Raw genomic sequence first — 17,539 nt, forward strand, 5'->3', positions numbered from 1 at the left:
CTTTTATTTATTTTCCCTTAAAACTTTTCAAATCGTACATATTGCTATTGGGCTGACCCAAGAACTTACAATGTACGTAATACAAAGTTATGCAGGGGGGAAAATGATGGGAAGTTTACGATTACATATAGAAAATAAAAATAGAAACCAAGAACTAAGAAATATTTGTTTATATTCAATTGCAAAAACAGTATCACTATTTGGTAGCTCTATTTATAGTTTCGCATTAGGATTGTATGTATTACAAATAACCGGATCTGCTTTAAATTTCGCGATTACGCTTATTTTAGGAACGATTCCAATGATTGTTATGAATCCATTTGCCGGTGTCATTGCTGATAAGGTTGATAAAAAGAAACTCGTCGTTTGCATGGATGTATTAAGCGGGTGCTTATTAATAACTGTTTATATATTGAGCAACTATTATGGATTAAACTTATTAATTATTTATACTACTACCTTTCTTATGACCGTATTTACAACGTTTTTTGGAATAGGATTAGAGGCCGTAAAACCGAATATGGTTACTAAAGAACGGTTAATGAGTATTAATTCTATAAGTAAAATTATCGATTCTATATCTTTAATTTTAGGGCCTATGTTAGGGGGCATTGTTTTTGCAGTCTTTGATATGAAAACTTTTATAATTATTAACGGTATTTCATTTATCCTTTCGGCTATATCCATATTGTTTATAAACTTTAAATTGTGCGAGCAAAACATAAATAAGGAATGTTCAATTAGAGAAATTAATTTTATTGAAGATATAAAGGAGGGATACTCTTACTTATTGGAGCGGAAAAGCTTAAAAAATACTTTTAGTATTTTAATTTCCCTTAATTTCTTTTTAGGCTTTGCTGTAACCGTTCCGTTGCCATACATTATTAACACAGTTCTCAATCTTAATTCTAAGCAATTTGGTATGATTCAAGGGACTTTTCCGATAGGTATGATAGTTGGTGCAATATTAGTGAAAAAGATAACTGATTGTTATTCTTATTCTTATCTATTGAAAAAAATAAGTTTTATGTTGGCAATTTTTATGATAGTTTCAGGGATACCTGTTTTATTTAAATCTATTGTAGTAAATAATTTGGTATATGTTACTACGTATTGCATGATTATGTTCTTTTTAGGATTTATGATAGCACAAATTGATATTCCTTTAATGTATTTCATGCAAAATGAGATTCCTGAAGAATATAGAGGAAGAGTTCTTAGTATTGGATTAAGCTTAGGTAAAATAATGCAACCAATAGCACTTGCAATATCAGGACTATTATTAAATTTCATTCCAGCCTACACGCTTCCCATTGCAGGGGGGATTGTATTTTTTACTTTGAATAAAATTTTAGCAAATAAGTTTAATTTAGAAATTCATTCAAAAGATTATAGTGTTTAACGTAACTTAAAAAGCGCAGGATCAGCATCCTGCGCTTTTCTATCGTAATTCAGCAGTTTTTCTAATGACAATCTTATCAATATCATCTTCTTCATCACCAATAAATAATCCGCGTTCTTTTAAATATGCTTCAAAATATAAATCTGCTTCAGCGCGTTCGTCATATGGCTTTACAGAGAGAACGAAACCTAATTTGTTTTGTTCTTCTAAGTGAGAAGTGGAGATGTAAGCCGGTACATTATGGCGTAAAAAGAGTTCTTTAACCGGAATAATCATATCTTTCATTAATTTCGTTAGCATACCCATTTCAAACTCGAAATTAAAGCGATCTATACTAGATAAATCAGCGAATACTACACCGATAAAACCTGTATTAAATACTTCTTGATATTCTACATCTTCGTCATGGCCGCCATAAAAATTCTTTTCGATTAAATAATTTACAAAATAAGCAACGCCATCACTTTGTTCAAATGGTTTCGTTGAAAGAACAAAACCAATTTTCTTTTGTTTATGTAAATACACACATGACATGTATGCTGAAATGTTATGTTCTTTAAATAAAGCACTTGTTGCTCCAGAGAGACCATCTAGTACGTGATGAACAATTTGAAGTTTTTTACGAGCGAAATAATAGGATTTCTTTTGTAACTCCAATGTATCAATAAAGACAGAGCCGATAAAGCCTGTATTTGAAATAATAGGTGCTTGCTTTTTTCTTCCTCTGCGCTTTAATGGAGCCATTGTTAAAATCATCCCTTCATGTACGTTTAAAATAAAAAGAACATTTGTTCGTATATTTATATTTTACTATTAAAACGCTATAAAGTAAAGGGTTTTTGATGAAAATATAACAAAAAAGACACCTTATAAAAGGTGCCTTAAACGCTGTAAGGGATAGGGTTTACCCTAACTATTTATATTATGATACAGAAACAATCTCTTCTGTATCTTCTACATCTAAATGACAGTCCATAGTACGAACATCTTGATCTTCATGACTTCCGAAATAAATAGTAATTTTCATATGTATCGCTCCTTTATTCTAGGAATACCTAAAATAATTACTAGTAATGTTAATATTTATTATATACCACTTTTTTCATTCCGACAACGTTATATCATTTTTAATTATTTTAAACTATAGAGCACAATTTAAAGAGGTACTTTTTATAGAAAATGGTAAATTTCTAATATGTTATATTTAATATAGAAAAATTCGAGTGTTACTTTTTATGAAAAGGAGAACTATTGATGAATTATAAACAACTACTACTAGAAAACTTTGCATTTAAAACTTCATATGTTGCGCAATTTGTGCCCGGAATGAGTATAAAAAAAACGAAAGATTATATTGCTGTTGATTGTGGATTACCTGCCGATACATTTAATATCATCACTCTACTAAACAATAATTTAACGGAAGGGATCGAGAAATTATATAAAGAGGTAGAATACTATAATCAAAAGAAATTTCCAATGAGTGTTTGGTTATGGGATGAGGAGCAAGAGCGGGATATAAAAAGTGAGTTAATTAAAATCGGTTTAAAAGAAGTGGAACAGAATATTGCGATGGTAGCAGACTTAAAAACAATTTCCCCAACAATACACATGCCAGTAAGTTTTACTATTCAACAAGCATCTTCACCTGGACAAATAAATAAATTTGGAGAAACGTTAGCTAATCTATTCGGCACATCAGAAGAAGGTATACATGTACAAGCATTCTATAATCAAATTTCTAATCTTGATATATGTAACAGTGAGAATATGAAATTATTTTTAGGGTTATATGAAGGTGAAGTCGTAACTGTTGGTTCATTGATATGTTCAAAAGATAGTATTGGTATTTATGACATAGCAACTAAAGAAGGAATGAGAGGACGAGGGTTTGGATCTACTATGTTCAATTTCCTGCTGCAAGAAGCACATAAATTTAAAAATACGTATTGTGTATTACAAGCTTCAACCGATGGAATCAATATTTATAAAAAATCGGGATTTCAAGCTATCGGCAAAATGACTGTATTGGAAAATCGACATTTAATTGAGTAAATCATTCAAGTTAAATTGTCTTTATATAGGAGCCTATAAATCGTTATGAAAAAGATATATCTCGTTACAATAATTTGTGCCTTTATAATAATAAGTATCTTTGTTTTTCAGAAAATTAATGAACATAAGTATACTAAAGCTATGAATCAATCAAATCATATAAAAAATATCGCACATAGAGGTGCTTCTGCGTTCGCGCCTGAACATACAATAGCAGCATATCGATTAGGCCAAAAAATGAATGGAGATTATATAGAAATTGATCTCCAAATGACAAAAGATGGACATTTAGTGGCTATGCATGACGAAACCTTAAACCGTACAACAAATGGTACAGGGCTAGTGAAAGAGCATACATTAGAAGAAGTAAAGCAACTAAATGCAGGTTCTTTTTTTAATGAAAAATATCCGAACTTAGCAAAGAAAGAATTTGAAAATGTTAAAGTCCCAACATTAACAGAAATTATTAAAACGTTTGGGCATAATGCGAACTATTATATCGAAACAAAATCACCTAATGAATATCCAGGAATGGAAGAAAAATTATTAGAAATTATTAATCATTATGAAATACAGGATAAAGTTATTATTCAATCGTTTAGTGAAGAAAGTCTACAAAAGATTCATGGCTTAAATAGTAATATATCCTTAGTACAATTATTACCTTATAAAAAAGCAGTTCAATTAACAGAATTAGAGATAGAAAAGTATAAAACGTACTGCATAGGTCTTGGTATGAATTACAAATATATTGATTCAGATTACGTAAAGAAAATAAAGAAAAGCGGATTAGAAGTTCATCCATTTACAGTAGATAATGAAAAAGATATGAAAAAGTTACTTTCATGGGGAGTCGATGGGATGTTTACTAATTATCCGGATCGTTTACATTCAATATTATTGGATTTGAAAAGTCATGAATAAGAAGTGTTATTCATAAAGGAAAAATTTACAAAACCTGCATATTAGGATTATCAATGCAAGAAGGCATGTAGCATATAAAAAGAAAATACCAAAAACCGCAACTTGAAGACTTAGGTTGTGGTTTTTTTATTGCTTCGATTTCAACTTACAAAGTTTGAAGCTAGAAGTGAAAACCTTTTTAGCTGAATTGGCTTCCTATGTATTTGTACTTCGTATCGTTCTAGGTATATGTACAACCCGTGAGACGAGTTTTGCATAGGATAATAGAAAAGGAGATGTTGCATATTGAAATACCACAATAGAAATGTAAGTAATCTGAATAAATTAGCGGATAATACGAAAGCTGCAGCTTTTAAGTGGTATCAGTACTGTATCGACAATGGAATTGAAGTATTAATTTATGAAACAATCCGTACAGTCGAGCAACAACGTGAATATGTTCGTAAAGGAGCATCACAAACGATGCGCTCATATCACTTAGTAGGACAGGCATTAGATTTTGTTCCAATTCAGTCGAATGGTACAGAAGATTGGAATGGCTATAATAAAGAACCGTGGGCTTCAGCAATTCGTTATGCTAAACAAATTGGTTTCGAATGGGGCGGTGACTGGAAAGGATTTGTGGATAGCCCGCATTTGCAATATAACTACAAAGGGTATGGAACGGATACTTTTGGAAAAGGTGCTCAAAACGTAGTGACTCCTCCCACGTCGAATGATAATGTAGGGGTTGCTTATATTAACGGTAGTAATGTAAATTTACGAAAAGGACCTGGTACTGGATATGGCGTTATTCGTCAATTAGGGAAAGGTGAGTCCTACAAAGTATTTGGACAAACAAATGGTTGGTTAAATCTAGGTGGCGATCAGTGGGTTTATAACGATCCATCATACATCCGTTATACGGGAGGAAATGTACCAGCAACTTCACAATCATCAAACGATGGTGTAGGTGTAGTTACTATAATCGCTGATGTATTGCGTGTTCGTACCGGCCCAGGAACAAATTACGGCATTGTGAAAAACGTGTACCAAGGTGAAAAATATCAATCGTTTGGATATAAAGATGGTTGGTATAATGTTGGTGGAAATCAATGGGTTTCTGGTGAATATGTTACGTTTGTAAAGTAAAAATAAGAGCCGTCCTGTTGGGCGGCATTTTATTTTTAATATTCATAGGACGAGCATTCATAATATCATTTGTGATACATAGAGTATAATTTTTCATTCTAATAATCAGAAAGTAATCAAAATGTAATTAATTTCAACTACGCTTTTTATATTTTTTTGATACACTGGCTACGAGGGGGATACCAATTAAGGTCGGTAAAAACCAAAACCATATTGGCGGAAGTAAATTTATAATGGGAATATGGATGCCGATATTTACTAAAAGTGCGGTGACTGCACCTATATAAGAACCTAACATACCTCTAATGTGGTGATGGAGCCAATTTTTCCAACGTTTTTTTCGTGCAAGGTATCCATAAATCGCAAATGAATAAGAGAAGATTGCTACATAAAATAAATATGCGATTTTATCCCAGTTGATAATGGATAATATTATTGCCGTAAGGGTAATGACAACATAGGATGCATGATATATTTCGCCCCATTCGGTATGTTTTCCTTTCTTCTTTTGGGCAACCATCGCTACAATACCAGTGATTAAGCATATTGTTCCAAATAGGATGTGTATGGTTAAAAGAATGTTAAAAATGCTCATAATAATTCCTCCTTTTTTATTTTTATAGTATTGCAGTATAGGAGAAAAGTTGAAAAATATAGTTAGTTCGGCTTAATATATTGAAATAAAGGTACTCCTAGAACAAAACCCAATGATTTAAATATTTAGTGAGATGATTATTATGTTAAATGAAGGAGAGACTTCTATGTTTACATCTATTACATATTTACAATCTGGCAATGAGAAACAACAAAAAATATATGATGTTTTGAATAGCCTAAACATAATGGAGGATTTAGCTTTATATAATCCCGTTCTTTGCGGGACAATCCCTATAAGAATTGATACTCCTCAATCTGACTTAGATATTGTAATGGAAGTATATAATTTTGATGTTTTTGAGCAGGAAATGAGATCTTTATATGGTTCTTATGGAGGGTTCAACATAAAAAAGAAAAAAATTAAAGGTACTGAATCGATAAAGGTGAATTTTGAATTCGAAGGTTTTGAATTTGAATTATTTGCTCAACCGAAGCCAGTGCGTAATCAAAATGCATATAGACACATGATAGTGGAACACATGTTATTAATGCAGCATCCCCATATAAGGGAAGAAGTTATTCGCTTAAAGGAACAAGGTTTAAAAACAGAACCTGCTTTTGCTCAAGTATTAAATATTGACGGAGATCCTTATGAAGAGCTTATTTTATTAGGGCAGGAAATGAAATTGTGGTAAATAAGATACATAAAAAAATCCTCCAAAAACAAAAGAGGATTTTTTTTATGCCGTTAACTTCCGAATTAATTCACTGAGCAATTTAATTCCGTTAGTCATTTGTTCTGGAGTAGCATATCCATATGATAAACGAATGTACTGATCTGATTCTTCTTCATAAATACGTCCCGGATTTAAAAGAATTCCTTTTGATAGTGCCTCTGAAAATAGTTTTTTCATCGGAATGTTATGTATAACCTTTAGCCATATAAAAAATCCACCACTAGGAATATCCCATGATGCAATATCTGCACAATATTTATTTAAAGCTCGTATCATTATTTGTCTTCGTTCTTTCAGGTTCATTCTTACGTTTGCTACATGTGCTTCATAAAAACCTTCATTTATCCATTCAGCAGCTACTCTTTGAGATAAAGAGCTGGATCCATAGTCTGTTTGCATTTTTATATCTGACAATCTATCAATAACAGGTTCTGGTCCGATTATCCATCCAATTCTCAGTCCTGGGCTAAGTGTTTTAGAGAGACTACCAATATATAATACATGTCCATGTTTATCCATCGACTTTAAAGGAGCTGGAGGTGATTCATCAAGCCATAACTCTCGGTATATATCATCCTCGATGATAGGCAATTGCTCTTTTTCACATATTTTTAATATTTCTTTTCTTCGCTCTTTGGACATCAATATCCCCGTTGGATTTTGAAAACAAGGGATTGAATATAAAATATTATTCTTTTGACTATATTTAATTCGTTTTAATAAGTCGTTAGGTAAAATACCGTGATGATCCATTGATATACCGGATAAATTTATATTTGCTGATTGAAAAATATGAAGTGAATATAAGTAAGAAGGTTGTTCAAGTAAAACAGTTGATTTTCTATGTAAAAGACCAATCGATATTAATTGTAATGCTTGGAGTGCACCAGAGACTATTAATATAGAATCCGGTGATGCATGTATTCCAAATGATCTTACATATTTGCTTATTGCTTCACGTAACGGATAAATACCTTTTTGTTCTTCGTATCCGAAATAATCTAATTCCTCACTGACGTTTTTTATTATAGATTGCATAGTTTCGAGCGGGAAAAGATGAGGTGCAAGTTCACCTTTACTAAGATGGATAAGCGTTTTATTTGCTTCTGCTTCATTTATTTCTCGCACCATTAACTTACTTGGTTTATGAATACCGGCTTTTACATATTCACTCCAATCGGGCGAAGGATTAGTTGCTAATAATGACCATGTATTATTTGTTACAATTGTTCCTGCTCCGATTTGTCCTTGAATTAAACCATCTGCTATAAGTTCATCTAGCGCAGTAATTACAGTACTTCGATTTACATGAAATAATTTTGCTAACTGCCGCTGACTAGGGATTTTACTTCCAATTGGCCATTCTCCGTTTTCAATTTTTTCTTTCATATAGTCTATTATCTGCTGATATTTGGGCACTTTTTTATCGGTCGTCATATAAAAAACTCCTTCGTTTATTTAAAAGATTCAAAGTGGTTGGTTTTTCCGATAAATAACTGGTTGAAGACATTGTATCAACTATTAAATATGATGAAAAGAAATAATTGGTAATTTAAAAATGGTTGGTTTTTTAGGGAAGGAGAGAAAATATGCATAATAAAAAATGGGATTTACGCATTATATGTGCTCACGCTTTTACAATTCTTATATGGGGAACTGCTTTTCCAGCAATTCGTATGGGGCTTGAATCTTATACGCCTGAACACCTTACTTTACTACGCTTATTAATCGCCTCATTTATACTTTTGTTATTTTCATTTATATACAAACTACGACTACCGGATTTAAAGGATATCCCAGCAATTTTTATATTTGGTGCTCTAGGATTTACTATTTATCACATCGCATTAAACTACGGCGAAAAAACAGTAAATGCTGGATCTGCAAGTTTAATCATTTCAGTCACTCCAATAGTGACGGCAATTCTTGCTTCTGTTTTTTTGAATGAAAAAATGAAATTAAATGGTTGGCTTGGTGGTGTAATTAGTTTTGCAGGAATTGCCTTAATTTCATTTAGCCAGGGCGATGCTATTCAATTGAATAGCGGGGGATTATTTATATTATTAGCGGCGATTTCAGAAAGTCTATTTTTCGTTTTCCAAACATCTTACTTAAAAAAATACGGCTTCTTACCATTTACCATATATACAATTTTGTCTAGTACTGTATGTATGCTTATTTTCTTACCCGGAGTTTATCAAGAAATACTAGCAGCTCCACTTGAAGTTAACTTGAGCGTTATATATTTAGGTGTCTTTCCAACAGTACTCCCGTATATTGCATTGGCCTATATTATATCTCGTGCTGGTGCTTCTGAAGCAACAAGTTCTCTATATTTAACGCCAATAACTGCGTGTTTCATTGCTTGGATATGGTTAGGAGAAGTGCCAACTTTGGTTTCGATAATTGGCGGAGGAATTACTATACTTGGAATTGTGATTGCTCATATACCGGTATTAAGAAAAGAAAAACATAGGAATTTAGCAAATAATCAATCCGTATAATGTAATTCAATAATAATTTTATGATACTTTTTTATATAGTTTCTTTCTTATGTTGATAAATATAATATTTTGTATTTCAGTTAAATATTGTATGTTACATTTTATGTAGTAAGCATTTTAAAAGGAGCTGACAACATAATGAATGGAAAAAGAAATATTTTTACATGTATTTCTATTGTAGGAATCGGACTAGCTAGTTTTTCTAATTCTAGTTTCGCAGCAAGTGTAACGGACAATTCAATACAAAATTCTATTCCCGTAGTTAATCAACAAGTAGCTGCTGCAAAGGAAATGAAACCATTTCCCCAGCAAGTTAATTATGCAGGTGTTATAAAACCGAATCATGTTACACAGGAAAGTTTAAATGCTTCTGTAAGAAGTTACTACGATAATTGGAAAAAGAAATATTTGAAAAATGATTTATCTTCTTTACCTGGTGGTTATTACGTAAAAGGAGAGATTACAGGTGATGCGGATGGGTTTAAGCCACTTGGAACTTCAGAAGGTCAAGGGTATGGGATGATAATTACAGTATTAATGGCTGGTTATGATTCGAATGCTCAAAAAATATATGACGGATTATTTAAAACAGCAAGAACTTTTAAAAGCTCTCAAAATCCTAATTTAATGGGATGGGTTGTCGCAGATAGTAAAAAAGCACAAGGTCATTTTGATTCTGCTACTGATGGAGATTTAGATATTGCGTATTCTCTTCTTCTTGCTCATAAGCAGTGGGGATCTAATGGAACAGTTAATTATTTGAAAGAAGCACAAGACATGATTACAAAAGGTATTAAAGCTAGTAATGTTACAAATAATAACCGACTAAATTTAGGAGATTGGGATTCTAAAAGTTCACTTGATACGAGACCATCTGATTGGATGATGTCACACCTTAGAGCATTTTATGAATTTACAGGTGATAAAACTTGGCTTACTGTTATTAATAATTTGTACGATGTTTATACGCAATTTAGTAATAAGTACTCTCCAAATACAGGACTTATTTCAGATTTCGTTGTAAAAAACCCACCACAACCCGCACCTAAAGACTTCTTAGATGAGTCAGAATATACAAATGCATATTATTATAATGCTAGTCGAGTACCTTTAAGAATTGTAATGGACTATGCGATGTACGGCGAGAAGCGAAGTAAAGTCATTTCTGATAAAGTCTCTTCATGGATTCAAAATAAAACGAATGGAAATCCTTCTAAAATTGTGGATGGTTATCAATTAAATGGATCCAATATTGGTAGTTATCCAACTGCTGTATTTGTTTCACCGTTTATTGCTGCAAGTATAACGAGTAGCAATAATCAAAAGTGGGTAAATAGTGGTTGGGATTGGATGAAGAATAAGAGAGAAAGTTATTTTAGTGATAGTTATAATTTATTAACTATGTTATTTATTACAGGAAATTGGTGGAAGCCTGTACCTGATGATAAAAAAACACAAAATCTAATAAATGATGCAATTTATGAAGGATACGATAATTAATTAAATTTGAGAATGGTTACTGAAGAAAGGAATTAGCATTCGCTAGTTCCTTTTTAATGTTTTGTAAAACATTATCCATTCTAAAATTCGCATAGATATACTTGCTTTTTTCATATACATAGTTATTGATGACTCTATGTTTTTATGAAGGGAGAGTATTTCTTGGAAAAAGTATTATTTTTCGGAGATCCAGGTATTGATGACTCATTTGCCATTATGTATGGTTTACTGCATCCCGAAATTGAAATTGTCGGTATTGTAACCGGATACGGAAATGTTGAGCATATACATGCTGCACATAATGCAGCGTATATTTTACAGTTAGCAAATAGACAAAACATTCCTGTCATTAGTGGTGCAACAAAACCACTGACAGAAGAAATCACTACGTACTATCCTGAAATTCACGGAGCAGAAGGATTAGGGCCCATCCATGTTCCAGAAAATATATTATCTATTCCAATATATAATTTCGGCAGTATTGCTGCGATTCTTATAAAGTACGGAAAAGATTTAACGATTGTTGATGTAGGAAGATCTACCTCGTTAGCAATTGCTTTTAATTTATGGAATGATTTAATGCTAAATGTAAAAGGAATCTATTTCATGGGTGGTGTTTTTTTAGAAGTAGGAAACGTTACGCCATTAGCAGAGGCAAACGTGTATGGAGATCCGATAGCAAGTAAAATTGTTTTCCATCAAGCAAAGAATTTATTCATATTCCCTTTAAATGTAACAAACAAAGCTGTGTTAACACCAAATGTATTTAACTATATTCAAGCTAATGCAAAGAATCCATTTCATATGATAATGAAACCAATGTATGACTACTATCTATCCGCATACCAAAAACTTAATCCATCTATGGAAGGACCTTTGCTACATGATGTGGTTGCAATAAGCGGATTAGTAAATCCAAGTTTTTTTGAATTTGTGCATCGTACAGTAAATGTAGATACATACGGAGATACGAAAGGACAAACATTTGCTGATTTTCGCCCTAACTCTAAATCTGAAGGAGCCCGTATAGCTTTAGAAATAGATGCAGAAAAATTCATTCAAGATTTTATAAAAATTATGTTATAAGTTGCTGTCGAAAAAGGGAATTATTTCAATGCGTTGAATATAAAAATACATCCTCTAGATAAAGGAGCTTACAATATTGAATGTCCAGTTAAAGGTTGTTACGAGAGACAATTGGGAAGATGCATTAAAGTTACAAGTTAAAGAAGATCAAAGAAAATTTGTCCCCGCTGTAGCAGTTTCACTTGCTAAAGTATATATAAAACCAGATGGTGACAATGTAGAGTACATACCATTCGCTATATACGATGGTGACCTTATGGTTGGTTTTGTTATGCATGCTGTTGTAATAGAGACATCGGATATGTATTGGATTAACGGATTTATTATTGATCAATCGCAACAAGGTAATGGTTATGGAAAAGCAGCATTACAAGAAAGTATTGATATAATAAAAAATACTTTTAAATCGTGTAAAGAAATAAGATTAACCGTACATAAAGATAATCTCTCTGCAAAGAAATTATATGAACGATATGGTTTCATATCATTAGGACAGGAGTATGATGGTGAGCAAGTATACCGTTTATTTGTTTAACTATTAAGAAGTAAAGGTGTGAAATGAAATATGCAATTTACTGAAGTGAAAATTGAAGTGTTCATTCCTGAAGAATATATTGAAACATTAAGGGATGAATTAAATAAAATTGGAGCATGTAAAACGGGCGAATATGACCATTGTCTTTCCTATAGTTCAGTGAAAGGATATTGGAGACCTTTAGAAGAGGCATCTCCTTTTAATGGAGAAATTGGTCAAATATGCGAAGGACAAGAATGTAAAGTTGAAATAAAGTGTAAACGAGAACTTGTAAAAGATGCTCTTGAAGTTATTAATGATATTCATCCGTATGAAACACCTATGATTTATATTATACCAATACTAAATGACTATTTTGAGAAACTATACATTAAATAACTAGGAGGAATATCAATTGAAAAGTAAATTTCATCATATTGTACGAGCAGTCATGATAAAAGATAAAAAATTATTAGTTGCTGAATATATCGGCCATCATTATTTTTTACCTGGTGGCCATGTTGAAATTGGAGAATCAGCAGAGAATGCATTAAAAAGAGAGTTAAGAGAAGAACTTGGAGTAAACTGTAGTATACAACAATTTTTAGGCGTCATAGAAAATCAATGGCAAGATAAAGAAGTGCTTCATCATGAAATTAACCACATTTTTGAAGTAGAGTCACAAGATTTACATACGGACTTAACACCGAAATCTAGCGAGTCTCATTTAGCATTTCACTGGATAGATTATAATAAAGAAGCCTTAAATCATTATGAAATCATGCCAATGCCTTTAGTGAAGGAATTACTAGAAAGAAAGTTAAGTGATGAACTACTAAATTGTTGGATTAGTAATTTTTAAATCACTTTATTTATAGTAAATACGTCCATCGAATGAATATAAAGAAAATAGGCTGAAAAACAAGGTACATCACCTAGTGTAAGTTCATATTTTGTTGATGTACGCATTTAGTCTATAGTCTTGTTTCTACTTTGTTTAAAAGAATTTATTAATTTTAATATTTGGACGGAATTTACATTTATAAATGGAGGGTTTCATAATGAATCAGTTTCAACAAGAACTACAATCATTAAACCTTAATGATTATCAAACTGGCAATGTTGTGTATTGGGATCAACAACAAAGTCAATATCCATACTATTACATTCAAGACGATGCACGTCGTTGCGGCGGATGTGGCGGTTGTGGTGGACGTTGCGGTGGATGTGGCGGTAGATGTGGTGGTTGTGCAGGTCGTTGCGGCGGATGCATAGGATGCGCAGGATGTTTCAGTTGCTTTAATTGCTGGAACTGGTGGATTATTTAAGTATAGAAAATTCAAGTTATTTTATATGAAAGAAAGGTGTAAAAACTATTTTGCACTTTTCTTTCATGCTGTAATTTTGATGTGTATTAAGGGGGATTTATTTGTATACATATGATAAGTTGATTTCTTGGGTAGAGGATATAAAAGAAAAAAATCATAGTTCTGCTACAGCACTTTGTATTATAAAAGATAATAAAATCGTACTAGAGCATTATAGTGGTTATCACTCAAATACATCTACAACCAAGAGAGTAACAGCATCTTCACAATTTAACGTTGCTTCTGCTAGAAAAAGTTATTTAGGATTAATGATAGCGTATGCGCTTTATGAGGGGAAAATAAACTCTATTGATGATGAAGCGATAAAATATTTTAAAGACTTTGATCCTGCATTGCTTAGTAAAACGACGATAAGACATTTAGTAACACATTCGCACGGATTAGAAGAAACGAATGACAGGACAATTTTTCGTGAATTTGCACCGGGGCAATCATGGGCGTATAGAGATATTAATGTAAGAATGATGACACGTCTTATTTATCAGCTATATAACAAAAGTTTTCCTGAATTGTTAAAGGAGCGTGTGTTTAAGCCTGCTAATTTTCAAGAAACAGGTTGGAGAGTTCAGCGAGATGAAAATTTAGTTGACGTTGTTAATAATCCAAATGAAGACGCAATTAGTGAAATTGGTACGGTAGATGACGGTACTGAAAAAAATTTGTTTGTCTCAGCTAGAGAATTTGCGCAGTGGGGCAATCTTCATTTAAATCAAGGTGGGATAGATGGTAAACAAATTGTTCCAAAAGAAGTTATAAAAATCGCTACGAGTTTGCAGAGTCCAACATATATAAACAAAGAGCTACCACAAAATGGATTGTTTTGGTTCATCCAAAATGAGCCTGCGCAATTAAGCGAACTTGGTGAACGTGTTCCAAAAGGGTCATATCAAATATTAGGGATTACTGGATCGACCATTTTAGTAATACCTGAATATAATGTAGTTGTTGCAAAAATGTATAACAAAAGATATAACTACGGTGGTGATAATTACTTATATTATTTACGTGAATTTAGTAATTTAGTCGCAGATACATTTAGTAACGGTAATAGGGCATAATTACTCCTATAACGAAAAGGGGTGATTGAAAGTGAAAGATAAAGTGAACAAAAATAAAAAGCAAAATATAAAAGATGTAAATACAGAGCAAAATGCAATTTATAGCGATCCTAAAGATGCAGCTAATATGCAAACTGTACCGCAGCCGAAAGATTTTGATGAAATCGAATATTAATTTTTCATCCGACTATATGATGAATGAAAAATACGTCTTAAGTCTCATAACATTTAAGAAATTATTTGATAACATATATACATAAGCATTTGAAAATGTCTTATCTTAACAAAGCTTTCTTTAGAAATATCTGATATAACCTGCAAAAGGCACTTCTTTATGAAGTGTCTTTTTGTGTATATGAACTTAATTACCATTTTCCGTACAGTATCTTGCAATTTATGATGGATATACTAACTGTGAAAATTCATGTCAAGATAAAAGAAGGGGACAGTTAGTATGAAACAAACTTCTATAAATTCGTTACTAATTGTTCTAGGTACAATCATTGTTCAAATTGGCCTTGGAACAATTTATACATGGAGTTTATTTAATCAACCCCTTGTAAGTAAGTTTGGATGGAATCTTAATTCAGTAGCGATAACTTTCTCCATAACAAGTTTTTCTTTATCATTCTCAACTTTATTTGCAGCAAAGTTACAGAAAAAATTAGGACTTCGGAAACTTATTGCTACTGCAGGAATTGTTTTAGGACTCGGCTTAATACTTAGTTCACAAGTTTCTTCCTTACCACTATTATATTTATTAGCTGGTGTCGTTGTTGGTTATGCGGATGGAACAGCTTATATTACATCACTATCTAATTTAATTAAATGGTTTCCAAATCGGAAAGGGCTTATTTCAGGTATATCTGTATCAGCGTATGGAATGGGCAGCTTAATCTTTAGATATATAAACGGAAATCTTATCGATAACCTTGGTGTATCACAAGCATTCTTATATTGGGGTATTATCGTGTTACTTTTAGTGTTAATCGGATCGTTCTTCTTACGTGAGGCAATTGTAAGTAATGCTGTAACTGAAACATTACACAATGACTATACTCCGCGTGAAATGATGCGAACGAAACAAGTATATCTGCTATTTTTTATGTTATTCACCTCGTGTATGGGTGGTTTGTATTTAATCAGTATGGTAAAAGATATCGGCGTACAACTTGTTGGACTTAGCGCAGCAACCGCTGCAAACGCCGTTGCTATGATTGCAATCTTTAATACAGTAGGTAGAATCATTCTTGGGACGTTATCAGATAAAATCGGGCGAATGAAAATTGTCTCTGCAACGTTTATTATTATAGGTTTGTCAGTCTTTACTTTAAGTTTTATTCCGCTAAATTACGGGATCTATTTTGCTTGTGTAGCAAGTGTCGCCTTTTGCTTCGGCGGTAATATAACTATATTCCCAGCTATTGTCGGAGATTTCTTTGGATTAAAAAACCATAGTACAAATTACGGGATTGTCTACCAAGGTTTCGGATTTGGTGCGCTTGCAGGATCATTCATTGGAGCGATACTTGGAGGATTTCAACCAACTTTCATTATAATTGGTGTTTTAAGTGTTATTTCCTTCATTATTTCAATATTAATCCGTCCACCAACTGCAGAGAAGACAAAGGAACTAAAACATCTACATCGGAAAGTGGCGTAATACTAAAAAGAGTCCTAATATAGGGCTCTTTTTAGTACAAAACATTTTTTGTGTAGAGAGAATAGAGTTATTTAATTTAAAATGAAATGAGTAGCAGATACTTAGAATATTCATATTGTTTTATAAAGGAACTAACATGTTGCTAAAAACATTTAGAAAATTACAGTTAACAAACTTTGTGATGGAACGTGCACTTCATTCATAGACCATTATTTTCTTATCAGTTTACAATGAAAGTAGTTGGCTTTTATTGATTACAACCATAATTTCTTCTGTTGTGGCATTCGCTACAACAAATATTGATGACATTTTTATACTACTTGTTTTATTTTCACAAGTAAGAACAGAAGTAATTAGGAAAGAAGGAAGAGCTGTCCGCGAAAAAGCTACGAGAAAAAAACTTTATATTGTTATTGGACAATATTTAGGATTTAGTATGATTATTTTTCTAAGTATCATTGGGTCTTTAAGCTCTTTTTTCATTCCTGTTTCGTGGATTGGATTATTAGGATTCGTGCCAATTTATATGGGGGTTAAAGGACTATTGTCACTTCGTTCTTATAAAAGTAATGAAGTTATCGATAACGTTACTGTTTCATTATTTAAAGTAGCTTCAATTACATTAGCTAATGGAGCTGACAATATTTCGATTTATATACCAATGTTTGCTAGTCAAACTCTTGAAACCAATATCGTTACATTAGTTATCTTTTTTTCCATGATAGCGATATGGTGTTTTATTAGCTACAAATTGATAAAAGCTCCTATACTAGCTAAAGTACTTGAGGAAAACTGTCATATTATTGTTCCAATTGTTCTAATTGGTTTAGGAATGTTCATTCTTTTTCGTAGTGGTACAATTGGACTATTCTCCTAAGGTGTTGAAATAACGGAAGTTTTCATAAAAAAGAATTGAACAATTTTAATATTTTTTGAGCAATTATATTCATTGAAATTAACTAGATTCTACACAACGTATA

19 protein-coding genes are annotated in these 17,539 nt (G+C 32.2%); 16 read left to right on the forward strand and 3 right to left on the reverse strand.

Annotation, left to right across the window (positions count from 1 at the left end; all coding sequences use genetic code 11):
* Positions 1 to 106 precede the first annotated feature (106 nt).
* On the forward strand, positions 107 to 1,402 hold the full coding sequence (locus BLT20_RS10320; protein WP_000535186.1) for an MFS transporter: 1,296 nt from the start codon (positions 107 to 109) through the stop codon (positions 1,400 to 1,402).
* A gap of 39 nt (positions 1,403 to 1,441) precedes the next feature.
* Here the strand turns inward: BLT20_RS10320 and BLT20_RS10325 are convergent, their stop codons facing one another.
* Entirely contained in the window at positions 1,442 to 2,146 is a 705-nt protein-coding gene (locus BLT20_RS10325; RefSeq protein ID WP_000035355.1) for a hypothetical protein, read from the reverse strand.
* A 510-nt stretch (positions 2,147 to 2,656) separates the two neighbouring features.
* On the opposite strand from BLT20_RS10325, the gene BLT20_RS10335 reads away from it, so the two are divergent.
* The 3 genes from BLT20_RS10335 (at position 2,657) to BLT20_RS10345 (ending at position 5,512) form a co-directional block, all read left to right on the forward strand.
* Positions 2,657 to 3,457, forward strand: a complete 801-nt coding sequence (locus BLT20_RS10335; RefSeq protein ID WP_001107093.1) for a GNAT family N-acetyltransferase — start codon at positions 2,657 to 2,659, stop codon at positions 3,455 to 3,457.
* Positions 3,458 to 3,502: 45 nt separating this feature from the next.
* Complete coding sequence (locus tag BLT20_RS10340) at positions 3,503 to 4,381, forward strand: glycerophosphodiester phosphodiesterase (protein ID WP_000725647.1); 879 nt, start codon at positions 3,503 to 3,505, stop codon at positions 4,379 to 4,381.
* Between the two features lie 285 nt (positions 4,382 to 4,666).
* The gene (locus BLT20_RS10345) at positions 4,667 to 5,512 is read left to right on the forward strand and encodes an SH3 domain-containing protein (RefSeq protein ID WP_000873738.1); all 846 of its coding nucleotides are present in this window, start codon (positions 4,667 to 4,669) and stop codon (positions 5,510 to 5,512) included.
* Positions 5,513 to 5,645: 133 nt separating this feature from the next.
* Here BLT20_RS10345 and BLT20_RS10350 read toward each other — a convergent pair whose 3' ends face one another.
* A complete protein-coding gene (locus tag BLT20_RS10350; RefSeq protein ID WP_000021743.1) occupies positions 5,646 to 6,107 on the reverse strand; it encodes a DUF2306 domain-containing protein in 462 nt (153 codons plus the stop codon).
* Between the two features lie 166 nt (positions 6,108 to 6,273).
* Between BLT20_RS10350 and BLT20_RS10355 the strand changes: the two genes are divergently transcribed.
* Complete coding sequence (locus tag BLT20_RS10355) at positions 6,274 to 6,804, forward strand: DUF4269 domain-containing protein (RefSeq protein WP_000495197.1); 531 nt, start codon at positions 6,274 to 6,276, stop codon at positions 6,802 to 6,804.
* A 45-nt stretch (positions 6,805 to 6,849) separates the two neighbouring features.
* Here BLT20_RS10355 and BLT20_RS10360 read toward each other — a convergent pair whose 3' ends face one another.
* Entirely contained in the window at positions 6,850 to 8,283 is a 1,434-nt protein-coding gene (locus tag BLT20_RS10360) for an efflux pump transcription regulator NorG (RefSeq protein WP_000205594.1), read from the reverse strand.
* 152 nt (positions 8,284 to 8,435) lie between these two features.
* On the opposite strand from BLT20_RS10360, the gene BLT20_RS10365 reads away from it, so the two are divergent.
* The 11 genes from BLT20_RS10365 (at position 8,436) to BLT20_RS10415 (ending at position 17,436) form a co-directional block, all read left to right on the forward strand.
* Positions 8,436 to 9,350 (forward strand): DMT family transporter, encoded by a 915-nt coding sequence (locus BLT20_RS10365; protein WP_000551623.1) that lies wholly within the window; start codon positions 8,436 to 8,438, stop codon positions 9,348 to 9,350.
* Positions 9,351 to 9,488: 138 nt separating this feature from the next.
* Positions 9,489 to 10,850: a family 8 glycosyl hydrolase gene (locus BLT20_RS10370; RefSeq protein ID WP_001013617.1), complete on the forward strand. Its 1,362-nt coding sequence runs from the start codon at positions 9,489 to 9,491 to the stop codon at positions 10,848 to 10,850.
* A 162-nt stretch (positions 10,851 to 11,012) separates the two neighbouring features.
* Positions 11,013 to 11,936 carry a nucleoside hydrolase gene (locus BLT20_RS10375; RefSeq protein WP_000416797.1) on the forward strand — a complete coding sequence of 308 codons (924 nt, stop codon included), beginning with the start codon at positions 11,013 to 11,015 and terminating at the stop codon, positions 11,934 to 11,936.
* 76 nt (positions 11,937 to 12,012) lie between these two features.
* Positions 12,013 to 12,471 (forward strand): GNAT family N-acetyltransferase, encoded by a 459-nt coding sequence (locus BLT20_RS10380; protein ID WP_001102671.1) that lies wholly within the window; start codon positions 12,013 to 12,015, stop codon positions 12,469 to 12,471.
* A gap of 30 nt (positions 12,472 to 12,501) precedes the next feature.
* A complete protein-coding gene (cutA, locus tag BLT20_RS10385; RefSeq protein WP_001160791.1) occupies positions 12,502 to 12,849 on the forward strand; it encodes a divalent cation tolerance protein CutA in 348 nt (115 codons plus the stop codon).
* Positions 12,850 to 12,865: 16 nt separating this feature from the next.
* Positions 12,866 to 13,312 carry an NUDIX domain-containing protein gene (locus BLT20_RS10390; protein WP_000836839.1) on the forward strand — a complete coding sequence of 149 codons (447 nt, stop codon included), beginning with the start codon at positions 12,866 to 12,868 and terminating at the stop codon, positions 13,310 to 13,312.
* A gap of 199 nt (positions 13,313 to 13,511) precedes the next feature.
* Positions 13,512 to 13,778, forward strand: a complete 267-nt coding sequence (locus BLT20_RS10395; protein ID WP_001071389.1) for a heterocycloanthracin/sonorensin family bacteriocin — start codon at positions 13,512 to 13,514, stop codon at positions 13,776 to 13,778.
* Between the two features lie 101 nt (positions 13,779 to 13,879).
* Entirely contained in the window at positions 13,880 to 14,896 is a 1,017-nt protein-coding gene (locus BLT20_RS10400) for a serine hydrolase domain-containing protein (protein ID WP_000288895.1), read from the forward strand.
* A 31-nt stretch (positions 14,897 to 14,927) separates the two neighbouring features.
* Complete coding sequence (locus BLT20_RS30550; protein WP_000653680.1) at positions 14,928 to 15,071, forward strand: hypothetical protein; 144 nt, start codon at positions 14,928 to 14,930, stop codon at positions 15,069 to 15,071.
* Positions 15,072 to 15,350: 279 nt separating this feature from the next.
* Positions 15,351 to 16,559 carry an L-lactate MFS transporter gene (locus BLT20_RS10410; RefSeq protein WP_000815165.1) on the forward strand — a complete coding sequence of 403 codons (1,209 nt, stop codon included), beginning with the start codon at positions 15,351 to 15,353 and terminating at the stop codon, positions 16,557 to 16,559.
* Positions 16,560 to 16,809: 250 nt separating this feature from the next.
* Positions 16,810 to 17,436: a cadmium resistance transporter gene (locus tag BLT20_RS10415; RefSeq protein ID WP_000633409.1), complete on the forward strand. Its 627-nt coding sequence runs from the start codon at positions 16,810 to 16,812 to the stop codon at positions 17,434 to 17,436.
* Positions 17,437 to 17,539 lie beyond the last annotated feature (103 nt).

Origin of the sequence: Bacillus sp. cl96 (assembly GCF_900100505.1) — a bacterium.
GTDB classification, from domain to species: Bacteria; Bacillota; Bacilli; order Bacillales; family Bacillaceae_G; genus Bacillus_A; species Bacillus_A cereus.

Bases quoted from the DNA above. Each gene is read 5' to 3' on its own strand.
- BLT20_RS10320 (WP_000535186.1), top strand. From the start codon at position 107: ATGGGAAGTTTACGATTACATATAGAAAATAAAAATAGAAACCAAGAA.
- BLT20_RS10325 (WP_000035355.1), bottom strand. From the start codon at position 2,146: ATGGCTCCATTAAAGCGCAGAGGAAGAAAAAAGCAAGCACCTATTATT.
- BLT20_RS10335 (WP_001107093.1), top strand. From the start codon at position 2,657: ATGAATTATAAACAACTACTACTAGAAAACTTTGCATTTAAAACTTCA.
- BLT20_RS10340 (WP_000725647.1), top strand. From the start codon at position 3,503: ATGAAAAAGATATATCTCGTTACAATAATTTGTGCCTTTATAATAATA.
- BLT20_RS10350 (WP_000021743.1), bottom strand. From the start codon at position 6,107: ATGAGCATTTTTAACATTCTTTTAACCATACACATCCTATTTGGAACA.
- BLT20_RS10355 (WP_000495197.1), top strand. From the start codon at position 6,274: ATGTTTACATCTATTACATATTTACAATCTGGCAATGAGAAACAACAA.
- BLT20_RS10360 (WP_000205594.1), bottom strand. From the start codon at position 8,283: ATGACGACCGATAAAAAAGTGCCCAAATATCAGCAGATAATAGACTAT.
- BLT20_RS10365 (WP_000551623.1), top strand. From the start codon at position 8,436: ATGCATAATAAAAAATGGGATTTACGCATTATATGTGCTCACGCTTTT.
- BLT20_RS10370 (WP_001013617.1), top strand. From the start codon at position 9,489: ATGAATGGAAAAAGAAATATTTTTACATGTATTTCTATTGTAGGAATC.
- cutA (WP_001160791.1), top strand. From the start codon at position 12,502: ATGCAATTTACTGAAGTGAAAATTGAAGTGTTCATTCCTGAAGAATAT.
- BLT20_RS10395 (WP_001071389.1), top strand. From the start codon at position 13,512: ATGAATCAGTTTCAACAAGAACTACAATCATTAAACCTTAATGATTAT.
- BLT20_RS10410 (WP_000815165.1), top strand. From the start codon at position 15,351: ATGAAACAAACTTCTATAAATTCGTTACTAATTGTTCTAGGTACAATC.